This is a genomic window from Nonomuraea zeae (assembly GCF_005889725.1).
GTDB classification, from domain to species: Bacteria; Actinomycetota; Actinomycetes; order Streptosporangiales; family Streptosporangiaceae; genus Nonomuraea; species Nonomuraea zeae.
On sequence record NZ_VCKX01000344.1, the window covers coordinates 1 to 11,989 of the forward strand.

13 protein-coding genes are annotated in these 11,989 nt (G+C 70.1%); 6 read left to right on the top strand and 7 right to left on the bottom strand.

Features of this window, described 5'->3' with window-relative positions; all coding sequences use genetic code 11:
• From ETD85_RS53640 to ETD85_RS53660, 5 genes are all read left to right on the top strand, one after another.
• On the top strand, positions 1-834 hold an 834-nt coding region (locus ETD85_RS53640), incomplete at its 5' end, for an amino acid ABC transporter ATP-binding/permease protein (protein ID WP_138697575.1).
• Positions 835-918: 84 nt separating this feature from the next.
• Complete coding sequence (locus tag ETD85_RS53645) at positions 919-1,539, top strand: hypothetical protein (RefSeq protein ID WP_138697576.1); 621 nt, start codon at positions 919-921, stop codon at positions 1,537-1,539.
• Complete coding sequence (locus tag ETD85_RS53650; RefSeq protein ID WP_138697577.1) at positions 1,536-1,859, top strand: winged helix-turn-helix domain-containing protein; 324 nt, start codon at positions 1,536-1,538, stop codon at positions 1,857-1,859. The genes ETD85_RS53645 and ETD85_RS53650 overlap by 4 nt, the downstream gene beginning before the upstream one ends.
• Positions 1,856-2,737, top strand: coding sequence for an ABC transporter ATP-binding protein (locus ETD85_RS53655; protein WP_138697578.1), 882 nt, complete (start codon positions 1,856-1,858; stop codon positions 2,735-2,737). The genes ETD85_RS53650 and ETD85_RS53655 overlap by 4 nt, the downstream gene beginning before the upstream one ends.
• A complete protein-coding gene (locus ETD85_RS53660; protein WP_138697579.1) occupies positions 2,730-3,470 on the top strand; it encodes an ABC transporter permease in 741 nt (246 codons plus the stop codon). The genes ETD85_RS53655 and ETD85_RS53660 overlap by 8 nt, the downstream gene beginning before the upstream one ends.
• Before the next feature lie 80 nt (positions 3,471-3,550).
• Here the strand turns inward: ETD85_RS53660 and ETD85_RS53665 are convergent, their stop codons facing one another.
• The 7 genes from ETD85_RS53665 to ETD85_RS53695 all read right to left on the bottom strand — a co-directional run bounded on the left by ETD85_RS53665 (position 3,551) and on the right by ETD85_RS53695 (position 11,335).
• Positions 3,551-4,786, bottom strand: coding sequence for a S1C family serine protease (locus ETD85_RS53665; RefSeq protein ID WP_138697580.1), 1,236 nt, complete (start codon positions 4,784-4,786; stop codon positions 3,551-3,553).
• Positions 4,787-5,338: 552 nt separating this feature from the next.
• Positions 5,339-6,871, bottom strand: a complete 1,533-nt coding sequence (locus ETD85_RS53670) for an AMP-binding protein (protein ID WP_138697581.1) — start codon at positions 6,869-6,871, stop codon at positions 5,339-5,341.
• 96 nt (positions 6,872-6,967) lie between these two features.
• On the bottom strand, positions 6,968-7,534 hold the full coding sequence (locus ETD85_RS53675; protein ID WP_138697582.1) for a hypothetical protein: 567 nt from the start codon (positions 7,532-7,534) through the stop codon (positions 6,968-6,970).
• Between the two features lie 121 nt (positions 7,535-7,655).
• The gene (locus ETD85_RS53680; RefSeq protein ID WP_138697583.1) at positions 7,656-8,507 is read right to left on the bottom strand and encodes a MetQ/NlpA family ABC transporter substrate-binding protein; all 852 of its coding nucleotides are present in this window, start codon (positions 8,505-8,507) and stop codon (positions 7,656-7,658) included.
• Between the two features lie 11 nt (positions 8,508-8,518).
• Positions 8,519-9,175: a methionine ABC transporter permease gene (locus ETD85_RS53685; protein ID WP_206059460.1), complete on the bottom strand. Its 657-nt coding sequence runs from the start codon at positions 9,173-9,175 to the stop codon at positions 8,519-8,521.
• Positions 9,172-10,242 (bottom strand): methionine ABC transporter ATP-binding protein, encoded by a 1,071-nt coding sequence (locus ETD85_RS53690; RefSeq protein ID WP_138697584.1) that lies wholly within the window; start codon positions 10,240-10,242, stop codon positions 9,172-9,174. The genes ETD85_RS53685 and ETD85_RS53690 overlap by 4 nt, the downstream gene beginning before the upstream one ends.
• A gap of 292 nt (positions 10,243-10,534) precedes the next feature.
• Positions 10,535-11,335 carry an SAM-dependent methyltransferase gene (locus tag ETD85_RS53695; protein WP_138697585.1) on the bottom strand — a complete coding sequence of 267 codons (801 nt, stop codon included), beginning with the start codon at positions 11,333-11,335 and terminating at the stop codon, positions 10,535-10,537.
• A gap of 38 nt (positions 11,336-11,373) precedes the next feature.
• Between ETD85_RS53695 and ETD85_RS53700 the strand changes: the two genes are divergently transcribed.
• Positions 11,374-11,808: a MarR family winged helix-turn-helix transcriptional regulator gene (locus ETD85_RS53700; protein WP_138697586.1), complete on the top strand. Its 435-nt coding sequence runs from the start codon at positions 11,374-11,376 to the stop codon at positions 11,806-11,808.
• Positions 11,809-11,989: the final 181 nt, after the last annotated feature.

The window sequence follows — 11,989 nt, forward strand, 5'->3', positions numbered from 1 at the left end:
ACCACGGACCCGGCCACCCCCGCGCCCGTCCCCACGGGCCCGCTGACCGTCGAGATCGACGACCTGGTGGTCCGCCACGTCCCCCGCACCGTCACCGCGGCCGCCCCGGCGCGCGGCGGTGCTCATGAGGCGGTCGTGGCGGGCGGTGACGGGCGGCCCGCGCTGGACGGGGTGTCGCTGCGGCTCGGGCCGGGCCGGCGGGTGGCGGTCGTCGGGCCGAGCGGGGCCGGGAAGAGCACGTTGCTGTCCGCCCTCATGCGCCTGGTCGAGCCGGAGTCCGGCGGCATCCGGGTCAACGGCGTGGACCTGCGCGACCTCGCCGCCGACGACGTGCGTACGCTCATGACGGGTCTCACCCAGGACCCGTACATCTTCCGCGCCAGCCTGCGCGACAACCTGCGCCTCGCGGGCCCCGAGGCGGACGACGAGACGCTGCGGCAGGCCGTACGCGATGCGCGGCTCGACGGCTGGGTCGAGCGGACCGGATGGGACGCCGAGCTGGGCGAGGACGGCAAGACCGTGTCCGGCGGCCAGCTGCAGCGGCTGGCCCTGGCCAGGGCGCTGCTGTACGACCCGCCCGTGCTGCTGCTCGACGAGCCCGCCGAGGCGCTGGACGAGGAGACGGCCGACCGGCTGATGACCGACCTGCTCGACGTCACCAGGGATCGCACCACGCTGCTCGTGACGCACCGGCTCAAGGGCCTGGAGACGGTCGACGAGATCGTCGTGCTCGACGAGGGCCGGGTCGTCCAGCGGGGCACCCACGACGAGCTCGTCGCCGTGCCCGGCTACTACCGCGACCTGTGGGAGTCCGAGGTGCTGACCCGCCGGTAGGCCGCCTGCCCGAAGTCTCGCATTGTGTTTGCCTCGCCATCAGGTTTAAGATGCAAACCAGTTTGAGAATTTGAGGAGTTTGCGATGGCAGACCACGACCGTGCGCCGAGCCCGGAGGAGATACTCCGCGTCATCGAGGAGCAGAGCGTCGCCACCGCGAGGTTCGTCTATCCCAACCCGGCCCTGCTCTACGTGCCCTGGGGGGTGGCGTGGCTGCTCGGCTTCACCGCGTTCTTCCTGCACTACGGGCTCGACGGCCGGCCGTACGCGCCGATCTCCCAGATGCAGGCGCTGGCCGTGCTGATGGGCGCCCAGCTCGTCGCGGGAGCGGTGACCTCGTTCGGGATCGTGCGGATGAGCAGGCCCGTCCGCGGTGACAGCTCGGCCAGGGGCGCGATGTACGGCTACGCGTGGTTCGCCGGGATGCTACTGGTGGCCGTGATCGCCACCCGGCTGGGCCCGCTGCTGCCGCCGGCCGAGAGCGGGCTGGTGTGGGCGGGCGCGTCGCTGATGGTGGTGGCCATCCTGTACATGGCGGGCGGCGCGATCTGGCTGAACTGGCCGATGTTCTTCGTCGGCGGCTGGGTCGCCGGCGTCGACGCGCTGGGCGTGCTGCTCGGCCCCGGCTGGCACGCGCTGCTCACCGCCGCGCTGCTGGGCTGCGGCTTCATCGCCATCGGGCTGTGGCAGAGGCGCTGCCGATGACGACGGACAACGCCCTGCCCGACCTCGACCCGGTGATCCACGCCCAGGCCAGGCTGCGGGTGGTCGCCGCGCTCAACGTTCTCCCCGAGGGCGACGAGATGGCGTTCGCCTCGCTGAAGCAGCTGCTCGGCATGACGGCCGGCAACCTGTCCGTCCACCTCACCAAGCTCGAAGAAGCCGGATATATCCGGATCGTCAAAACCCACAAGGGCCGCACCCCGGTGACGTTCGTGGCGCTCACCAAGCGCGGCCGCCTGGCTTTCGAGGACTACACCAAGGCGATTCGCGCCCTGCTGGACAACGCTGGAGGAATCACATGACGGCCCTCGCCAGAGCGATCGAGGTCACCCGCCGCTACGGCGAGGTGCTGGCGCTCGACCGCGTCTCGCTCGACATCAGGGCGGGCGAGCTGGTCGGCCTGCTCGGCCCGAACGGCGCGGGCAAGTCCACGCTGATCAACCTGTTCGTGGGGCTGCGCCGTCCGACGTCCGGGACGGTCGAGCTGCTCGGCGGCTCGCCCCAGAACCCGGTCACCAGGCGCGGCATCGGCGTCACCCCGCAGGAGACGGGGCTGCCCGAGTCGCTGAGGGTCGGCGAGATCGTCGGCTTCGTGTCGGCGCACTTCCCCGAGCACACCGACAAGGGCGAGCTGCTGGACCGCTTCGGCCTGTCCGACCTGGTCAAGCGCCAGATCGGCGGCCTGTCGGGCGGGCAGAAGCGGCGGCTGGCGGTGGCGCTGGCGTTCGCGGGCAAGCCCCGGATGGTGTTCCTGGACGAGCCTACGACCGGGCTGGACGTCGAGGCCAGGCGCTCGCTGTGGGACGGCGTCCGGGCCTTCCACGACGAGGGCGGCACGGTGCTGCTCACCAGCCACTACCTGGAGGAGATCGAGGCCCTGGCCGAGCGGGTGGTCGTGGTGGGCCAGGGGCGCGTGCTGGCCGACGACACGATGCGGGCCGTACGCGACATGGTGGGGGTCCGGCGCGTGTCGTTCGCCGCGGAGGTGGTGCCCGAGCTGCCCGGGGTGCTCGGCTCCGAGCGCGAGGACGGCCGGATCAACCTGGTCACCACCGACCCCGACCGGCTCGTCGTCGAGCTGGTGCGCAGCGGGGCGCCGTTCTCCGGCCTCGAGATCAGGCCGACCACCCTGGAAGAGGCCTTCCTCGCCATCACCTCGAAGGAGACCGCCGATGTCTAGCCTGATCGCCGCGCACACCAGGTTCCTCATGATCGAGCAGCTCAGGGTGCCCATCAGCCTGCTGGCCAGCTCGCTGTTCCCGGCCATCTCGATGCTGGCGTTCGTGGTGCCCTTCGCCGGCGACGATCCCAAGGCCGCCACCATGGCGACGGGGTCGCTGATGTTCTTCGGAGCCATGTCCGGGGCGCTGATCGGGCTCGGCATCGCGGTCGCCATGGACCGGGAGCAGCCATGGAACCCCTACCTGCGCACGCTCCCCGCCGGGCCGTTCCCCCGCTTCGCCGGGCGGATCCTGTCCACCATGGCCGTCATGCTGCTCTCGGTGATCCCCGTGCTGCTGGTCGCGGCGCTCTTCACCGAGGCCACGATCACGCCGGTCCGGCTGCTGCTCGGGCTGGGCGTGCTGGTCGTGGGCGGGATCCCGTTCATGCTGATCGGCCTGTTCGTCGGCTTCGTGCTGACGGCCAAGACGGCCATCGCGGTGTCGCAGCTGCTGTTCTTCCCGCTGGCGATCCTCGGCGGGCTGCTGCTGCCGCCTCAGGTCCTGCCCGACTTCATCGAGATCGTCTCGCCGTACACGCCGGCCCGGGGTGCGGCGGAGCTGCTGTGGTGGGCCATCGCCGGCAATGACCCGAACGTCACCGCGCTGATCGCGCTGGCCGGCTGGACCGTGGTGGCGGCGGCCGGTGCGGCCTGGGCCTACCGCCGCGACGAGGGCCGGCGCTTCTCCTGACGAACGCGCCCGCGAATGGGGGGGTGTGCCGCCGAGTCCGCAGCGATCTCAACGGCACACCCGTCCATGAGGGGGTCCTGTTATTTCTTCTCTTGGAGGGTGACGGTGACCTCAGCGGCCTTACCGTCCCTCATATATGTGATCTTGACCTGTTGGCCCGGTTTGAAACCTCTGACCTGCCCGACAACCGTATCGCCCCCGTCAACCGCCTTGTCGCCGATTTTGGTAATGAGGTCGCCTTGCTGCAGACCCGCCTTCTCCGCCGGGCTTCCAGCCGTAATCTCCCTGACCAGGGCACCCGGCACGTCGCCCGTCGCGTCCGTGACGCTCACGCCGAGGAAGGCGTGACTGACCTTGCCGCTGCTGATGAGCTGCTCGGACACCTGCTTGGCGGTGTTGACCGGGATGGCGAAGCCGACGCCGCCGCCGGCCGCCTCCGAGGCGATGGCGGTGTTGATGCCGATCAGCTCGCCCGCGGCGTTCACGAGCGCGCCGCCGGAGTTGCCCGGGTTGATCGAGGCGTCGGTCTGGATGGCGCCGCCGATCGTGGTGGTGCCGCTCCCCTGGCTCTGCTGCTGCTGGCCCCAGCCCGGCGGGATCTGCTGCTGCTGCTCGCCGCCGACGGTCAGCGTGCGGTCCAGCGCGCTGACGATGCCCGCGGTGACGGATCCGTCGAGGCCGAGCGGGCTGCCGATGGCCAGCACGCCGTCACCGACCTTGAGCTGGTCGCTGTCGCCGAGCGTGGCCTTGGTCAGCCCCGAGACGCCTTCCGCCCTGATGACGGCCAGGTCGGTGGCGGGGTCGGTGCCGACGACGCTGGCCTTGGCCGTCTTGCCGTCGCTGAACTTGACCGTCATCTGGCCGCCGCCCTGGCTGGCGCCCTCGACCACGTGGTTGTTGGTGAGGATCAGCCCGTCCTCCGACAGCACGACACCGGAGCCCTCGCCCGTCTGGCCCTGGATCATCACCACGGTGGGCTGCACCTTGGCGGCGACCTCGGCGACGGTGAGCTGGCTGGAGGCCGGCTTGAAGACCGGGCTCGGCGTGCTGCTGCTGGCCACGGGCTCGCTGTGGAAGGAGTTCGTGATGGCGGCTCCCACGACGCCGCCGCCGATGGCGGTGACCGCGAGGGCGAGCCCGGCCACGGCCGTGCGCCCGGCGGAGAAGGCGGGCCGCTTCGGTGGCGCGGGCGGCGGGGGAGGTGGCTGCTCCATCATGATCGTGTCCCGCCGGGGGAAGCCCCCGGCGGCCGGCGGGGTGGCACCGAACTGGCTCCACCCGCCGGTGCCCTGCTCGCGAGGCTCGTTCGCGTCCATCTGTCATCTCCTCAAGTCCCGATGACTCAAGAGTGCCAAGTGGCGCGTAAGAGCACGTTAAGCCGGTGATCAGAGGTTGATGAGAAGCGTGACGCGCGGCTTATCACCGCTGCTGGAAGGGCACTTGCGGCGCTGCGGGACGCGCGAAAGATCTTCCAGTTATTTACATCCAGGTGATGGACCGCACAAGAAGCGCCTCGAAGCTTGAGCAGCTTGCCGCTTGCTGAGGAGGCGCAGCCATGCCGGAAGGCGATGTCGTCCCCCATCACCTCCGTGTCCGTACGGCGAGCTGCCGCAACCCGCCCGAGACGTGCGGCCGAGGTCGCGGCCGGCTCGTCGTGCTGAGTCGTTTGCGAAATCCGCGGTTGCAGCCCTTGCAGATCATCAGCGGGTTGGGGAGTACCCGCTCTTGCTGTCTATGCGGCCGTCCTGCCGGATGAACTCGGTCTCCGCGAAGGAGGGCGCGCCGCCGGTCCGCCCGCTGGAGCACGCCTGATGACCGGGCTCGGGGCGGGTGGACCGGGATGGGGCCCCGAGCGGCCGGGTGTCGCGTCAGGCGCTGGGCCAGTATTCGTCTCTGAGCAGGCGTTTGTACAGCTTGCCGGTGGGATGGCGGGGCAGCGCCTCGCGGAAGTCCACCGACTTCGGGCATTTGTAGTGCGCCAGATGCTCGCGGCAGTACGCGATGAGCTCCGCCTCCAGCGCCGGGCCCGCCTCAGCCATGGACACCGGCTCGACCACGGCCTTGACCTGCTCGCCCATCTCCTCGTCCGGCACCCCGAACACCGCCACGTCGGCCACCTTCGGATGCACCGACAGGACGTTCTCGGCCTCCTGCGGGTAGATGTTCACGCCGCCGGAGATGATCATGTACGAGCGGCGGTCGGTCAGGTACAGGAAACCCTCGTCGTCCAGGTAGCCGATGTCGCCCAGGGTGGTCCAGCCCTTGCCCTGGGGGTCCTGCGCCGAGCGGGTCTTGCCGGGGTCGCCGTGGTACTCGAAGCGGCCGCCGTTCTCGAAGTAGATCGTGCCGTGCTCGCCCGGCGGCAGGTCGTTGCCGTCCTCGTCGCAGATGTGCACGACGCCGAGCAGGGAGCGGCCGACCGTGCCCTTGTGCTGGAGCCAGTCCTGGGAGTTGACGTAGAGGAAGCCGTTGCCCTCGGTGCCCGCGTAGTACTCGTGGATGATCGGGCCCCACCAGGCGATCATCTGCTCCTTGACGGGGACGGGGCAGGGGGCGGCGGCATGGATCGCGTACTTAAGAGATGAAATATCGTGCTTCGTCCGGGTTTCTGGCGGCAGCTTGAGCATCTTGATGAACATCGTCGGCACGAGCTGCGAGTGCGTGACCTTGTAGCGCTCCACCAGCTCCAGATACCGCTCGGGGTCGAAGCGTTCCATCACCACCACCGTGGCGCCGAGCCGCTGGAACGTCAGGCTGTAGCGCAGCGGCGCGGCGTGGTAGAGCGGCGCCGGCGAGAGGTAGACGCTGTCCTCCGAGGGCGCGAACAGCGCTTCGATGAGCTTGAACAGCAGTCCCGGCTCGGTGAGCGGGCCGTGCGTCGCGGCCAGCTTGACGCCTTTCGGCCGTCCCGTGGTGCCCGAGGAGTAGAGCATGTCGGTGCCCATGCACTCGTCCTCGATCGGGGTGACCGGCAGTCCCGCCACGGACTCCTCGTACGACTCGAAGCCCTCCGCGGCGCCGTCCAGCATGAGCCGCAGACCGACGTCCGGCGTGGCGGCGGTGATCGAGGTGGCGACGCCGGCCAGGTCCGCGCTCGAGATGAACGCGCGGGCGCCGCAGTTGTTCACGATGTAGGCCAGCTCGTCGGTCTGCAGGCGCGAGCTGACCGGCGTGTAGTACAGGCCCGAGCGGTGCGCGGCCCAGGCGACGACCAGGAAGAGGGGGTGGTTGGCGAGCATGAAGGCGATGTGGTCACCCGGCCGCAGCCCGGCCGCGCGGAACAGGTGGGCCAGCCGGTTCGACTCCTCGTCCAGCTCGCGGTAGGTGATGACCCGTCCGGAGCCCGCCATGATCACAGCGGGCTTGTCGGGGGTGACTGCTGCGATGGCTCCCGGATACATGAACAGAACAGTATTCGGTTGATCGCCCGCCGCGCCAGGACCCGCGCGGCACGGCGAAGCCGCGGCCCCACCTTCGAGGCCGCGGCTTCACGCGGATCAGGCGGCGTACACGTCCTGCCAGCCGGAGTGGTAGCCGGTCGGACGGTGGCGGTCGCCCCTGCTCACGTCCACGTAGATGTGGGCGGCGTTCTTACCGGAGAACGAGAAGTCCTTCGGGTGCTTCGAGCAGTTGACGAAGCTCTTGAAGAAGGCGGAGCCGTCCTTGTTCACGACCTTGAACGTCTCCCACGCGCATTTCCGCTTGCCCCACCATTTGTCGTTGGTGAGCCTGCTGTGCACGTTGTAGAAGTCGTCGGTACGCCACTCCCATTTCCACTTCTTGACCTTCTTGACGACCCATTCGCAGCGCCGGTCGCCCTTGTGGTCCTTCTTGCACACCCACTTCTTGACCAGGGCCCACTTCCAGGACCAGTGCTTGAACCGCTTCTTGACGACGGTCACGTGACCTTCGGCCGCGGCCTTGTGATCGCTGGAGAAATAGGGTCCCCAGCTGTCGGTGGCGGATGTTGCGGACGTGGCCGTCGCGTTCGCGGCGACCGGAGCGGCCACCGCCACCATTGTGGCGGCGGTGACGCCGAGAATGACGCGTGCAACGAATCGCATTCCGGGTCCTCCTCGGGAGAGGTTTTCGCTGACGCCGCTGTCGTACGTCCGCCGGATTGCGCTCCGCTTACAACTCGCTGAACGTCGTGAAACCTTGGATAAGGAGGTTTTCCCGATCAGCTCATTCGGCGGGAATGACTGAGCCCGCGTACTTCTGCTGGATGAAGTCCTTGACCTTCTGGTCCTGGAGGAGCTTGCCGAGAGTGACGATGTTGGCGTCCTTCTCGTGGCCGGCCTGCACGACGAGGCCGTTGACGTACGGGTTGCCCTCGGTCTTCTCCAGCACCAGCGCCTCCGAAGCGGGCTTGAGCCCGGCCTCGATGGCGTAGTTGCCGTTGATGACCGCGGCGTCCACGTCCTCCAGCGAGCGCGGGAGCTGCGCCGCCTCCAGCGGCTTGAACTGCAGGTTCTTCGGGTTGTCCACGACGTCGCGCTCGGTCGCCGCGGTGCCCGCGCCGTCCTTGAGCTTGACCACGCCGTTGTCGGCGAGCAGTTTGAGCGCGCGGCCCAGGTTCGTGGCGTCGTTGGGGACGGCCACGGTCGCGCCGTCGGCCAGCGCGGTCGCCGAGGTGATCTTCTTCGAGTACAGGCCGAGCGGCTCCAGGTGGACCGGCGCGACGAAGGTCAGCTTGGTGCCCTTGGAGGCGTTGAAGTCGTCGAGGTAGGGCTTGTGCTGGAAGAAGTTCGCGTTCAGCTGGCCCTCGTCGAGCTGCACGTTCGGCTGGACGTAGTCGGTGAACTCCACGATCTCCAGCTTCAGCCCGGCGGCCGGCGCCAGGTTCTGCTTGACGAAGTCGAGGATCTCGGCGTGCGGCACGGGGCTGGCGCCGATCTTCAGCACGGTGTCGGCCGACTCGGCGGTCTTCGTGCCCGCGCTGCTCTCGCTACTCCCGCCGCTCGCGGTCTGCGACGTTCCGCATGCGGCGAGCGACAGAGCCAGCGCAACCGCACCTACTATGTGATGAATCTTCATGATTTTTCCTTTTATTTATGCGAAAGACGCCGGGCGACCCAGTCGCCCAGGCTCTGCAGGAGTTGCACGATCACGATGAGCAGTACGACGGTGACGATCATCAGCAGCGTCTCGAAGCGCTGGTAGCCGTACCGGACGGCCAGGTCGCCCAGGCCGCCGCCGCCGAGCGTGCCGGCCATCGCGGAGTAGCCGATGAGCGCGACGACGGTCACGGTCAGGCCCGCCACCAGGCCGGGCAGCGCCTCGGGCAGCAGGACCTTGCGCACGATGGTGGTCCGGCTCGCCCCCATGGCCTGGGCGGCCTGCACCACGTCGGCGCCGACCTCCCTGAGCGCCGTCTCGACCAGCCGCGCGAAGAACGGCACCGCGCCGGCGGTCAGCGGCACCACGAACGCGGCGGTCCCGATCGTGGTGCCGACGACGAGCCTGGTGAACGGGATGATCGCGATCATCAGCACGATGAACGGCAGCGACCGCCCGATGTTGACCACGAACCCGAGCGCCGACTTCAGCGCCGGAACCGGCCGCAGCCCGTCCCGGTCGAACACCACGAGCGCCACGCCCAGCGGCAGCCCGAGCAGCGCGGTGAACAGCGCGGACCAGCCGACCATCTGCGCGGTCTCCAGCGTCGCCGGCCAGAGCAGCGGCAGCATCTCTTCCCAGGTCACGCGCTCTCCCCCGTCACTCCGCCGGCCCGCGCCCCACGGCCCGCCCCGGCCACACGGTCCGCCTCCGCCGAACGGAGGGCTCCGGCCACACCGCCTGCCGCGGCCACTCCGTCTGCCCCGGCCACCTCTACGATCAGCCCCGCCTCGCGCAGGTACGCCAGGGCCGCGACGCTGTCGGCGCCGTCGAGCGCCACGCGCAGCCGCCCGGCCGAGCCGCCCGCCAGGTCCTCGATCGAGCCGCCCAGAATGCTCAGGTCCACGTCGAACTTGCGCACCAGCTCCGACACCACCGGCTCCCGCGGGTCGCCGGTGAACGTCACCGTCACGGAGCCGGCCGGCGCGGGCTCGGGCAGCGGGAAGATCTCCCTGGTCAGCCGGGACCCGGGCGTCCTGATGAGGTCGGCGATGGTGCCGGACTCCTCGATCCGCCCCTGGGCCATGATGGCGACGGAGTCGCAGACGCTCTTGACGACGTTCATCTCGTGGGTGATGAGCAGGATCGTCAGGCCGAGCTCGGCGTTGAGCCGCTTGAGCAGCGCCAGGATGGACTGCGTGGTGGCCGGGTCGAGCGCGGAGGTGGCCTCGTCGGACAGCAGCACGGACGGGTTGCCCGCCAGCGCCCGCGCGATGCCGACCCGCTGCTTCTGCCCGCCGGAGAGCTGGTGCGGCCGGTCCGTCCCGCGGCCTTCGAGCCCGACCAGTTCGAGCAGCTCGGCGACCCGGCGCTCGCGCTCGGCCCGCGGCACGCCCATCACTTCGAGCGGGAAGGCGACGTTGCCCGCGACCGTGCGCGATGAGAGCAGCGCGAAGTGCTGGTGGATCATGCCGATGCGCTGCCTGGCACGGTTCAGCTCGCCGCTGCGCAGCGCGGTCAGGTCCTGCCCGGCGACGGTGACGGTGCCCGCGGTGGGGCGTTCGAGCAGGTTGACGCAGCGCAGGAGCGTGCTCTTGCCGGCGCCGCTCTGGCCGAGCACGCCGTAGATCTCGCCTTCGCGCACGCACAGGTCGACACCGTCGAGCGCGACGGTGTCACCGTACTGCTTGCGCAGGCCGGAAGCCTGGATCACGGAAAATCCCCACGACTGAGAGCGGCCGCCATCGGGGCCGAGGACACGTACATCACCGGTGGAAACGGGGCGGCGTCAGCGGGTGCCCGGGGGGAACGGCAGGTGGCTGAGCCTGCGCAGCACGAAAACGGGTGTGATCATGATGACCTTCGAGGAGAACGGGCGGACGGTGTGCTCTAGCGGGCCGGCATTCGCCCCATACGCATGCGACAACACACAGCGTCGCGGTGGGCGCTCGGGTCGTTCGCGTATGCCTCGTTCACGCCGTTGTTAACGATGCTCTTATATCCCCCTATTCCCCGTCTGTTTCGTGATCTGCATCACGCTCTGCTACGAGGAAGCCACCCCTGCCGGTCGAGGGCCTGCCGTACTCGGCCGCCAGCGCGGCGCGCTCGAACGTACGCGTGCGCCATCCGCACTCCCCCAGCCACGCGGCGGCGTCCTCGCCGAGCCCGCCCCGCCACAGCTCGGCGACCCGCCGCAGTCTCGGCATCGTACGCGCCCGCTCCATCAGCCCGGCCGCGGCGGCCGGGTCGTGCTCGAACGCCAGCCTGCTCCCACGCGCGGAAAGCTCGCCGACGCCGGTCAGCAGCCGGGCCGACTCCCCGGCGTCGAGGTAGATCAGCAGCCCTTCGGCCAGCCACGCGGCCGGCTCGCCCGCCTCGAACCCGGCCGCGCGCAGCGCGCCCGGCCAGTCCTCGCGCAGGTCCACGGGCACGGCGACGCGCTCGCACGACGGCCGCGCCCCCATGTCCGCCAGCACTCGCTCCTTGAACGCCAGCAGCTCGGGCAGGTCCAGCTCGAACACCCGCACCCCTGGCGCCCAGTCCAGCCGGTAGGCCCGGCTGTCGAGCCCGGCGGCCAGCAGCACGACCTGGCGGCAGCCCGAGCCGGTCAGGTAGCCGTCGAAGAACCTCGTACGGAACGCCAGGTGGTCGGCGAACAGCTCGCCCGACGCGGCGGTGTATCCGGCGGCGGCCACGAAGGCGCTCGCGTAGGGGTCGTCGAACAGCCGGTCGGGCCGCGCGCTCTCCCGCGCCCGCCCCCAGGCCGCGCCCACGGCCGTGTTCGGCACACCTGTCAGCTCATTCATATCGCTAACGATACATCTCCAGCGATATGATGTCAGCCATGAACGTGGCACGACTCCGGCGACTGGGCCGGCACCTGATCGAGTTGTCCAAGTCGGCGGCCGGCCCGACCAAGGGACCCGCGCTGACGCCGGGCGAGGAGGCGGTGTTCGAGGACGTGCTGCGCCATCCGGGCAGCGCGGTCGGCGAGATCCAGGCGCGTACGGGGTTCGTGCAGAGCCACGTGTCGGCGTCGGTTGCGCGGATGCGGGAGCGCGGGCTGCTGGAGACCGCGCAGGATCCGGCCGACGGGCGGCGCACCCAGGTGCACGTCACCGATGTGGCGGTGCGGGCGGTGCTCCGGCGCGCGAACCTGCCGGTGGATGCGGCCGTACGCGCCGCGGTGCGCGACGAGGCGCAGGCCGGGCGCGTCCTGGCGCTGCTGGCGGAGCTGGAGACGCTGCTCGCCGACGAGGACACCGCCGACCCGGCCTGATCGCCTCGAAGGGGGACACGGGGGCCTTCGCCCTCGTACGGGAAGGGTCCGCCGCCCGGCGCATGGGGCGCCCCGCCCTCGCCCAGGGAGGGCCCGACCCGGCGCATGGGGACGCCCCGCCCTCGCGCGGACCCCAACACGCATGGGAACGCCCCGCCGTACCCGGGAGGCCGGGGACGGC

Excerpts from the sequence above, each read along its gene's own strand:
- ETD85_RS53645 (WP_138697576.1), top strand. The coding sequence starts at position 919 with ATGGCAGACCACGACCGTGCGCCGAGCCCGGAGGAGATACTCCGCGTC.
- ETD85_RS53650 (WP_138697577.1), top strand. The coding sequence starts at position 1,536 with ATGACGACGGACAACGCCCTGCCCGACCTCGACCCGGTGATCCACGCC.
- ETD85_RS53655 (WP_138697578.1), top strand. The coding sequence starts at position 1,856 with ATGACGGCCCTCGCCAGAGCGATCGAGGTCACCCGCCGCTACGGCGAG.
- ETD85_RS53660 (WP_138697579.1), top strand. The coding sequence starts at position 2,730 with ATGTCTAGCCTGATCGCCGCGCACACCAGGTTCCTCATGATCGAGCAG.
- ETD85_RS53665 (WP_138697580.1), bottom strand. The coding sequence starts at position 4,786 with ATGGACGCGAACGAGCCTCGCGAGCAGGGCACCGGCGGGTGGAGCCAG.
- ETD85_RS53670 (WP_138697581.1), bottom strand. The coding sequence starts at position 6,871 with ATGTATCCGGGAGCCATCGCAGCAGTCACCCCCGACAAGCCCGCTGTG.
- ETD85_RS53675 (WP_138697582.1), bottom strand. The coding sequence starts at position 7,534 with ATGCGATTCGTTGCACGCGTCATTCTCGGCGTCACCGCCGCCACAATG.
- ETD85_RS53680 (WP_138697583.1), bottom strand. The coding sequence starts at position 8,507 with ATGAAGATTCATCACATAGTAGGTGCGGTTGCGCTGGCTCTGTCGCTC.
- ETD85_RS53695 (WP_138697585.1), bottom strand. The coding sequence starts at position 11,335 with ATGAATGAGCTGACAGGTGTGCCGAACACGGCCGTGGGCGCGGCCTGG.
- ETD85_RS53700 (WP_138697586.1), top strand. The coding sequence starts at position 11,374 with ATGAACGTGGCACGACTCCGGCGACTGGGCCGGCACCTGATCGAGTTG.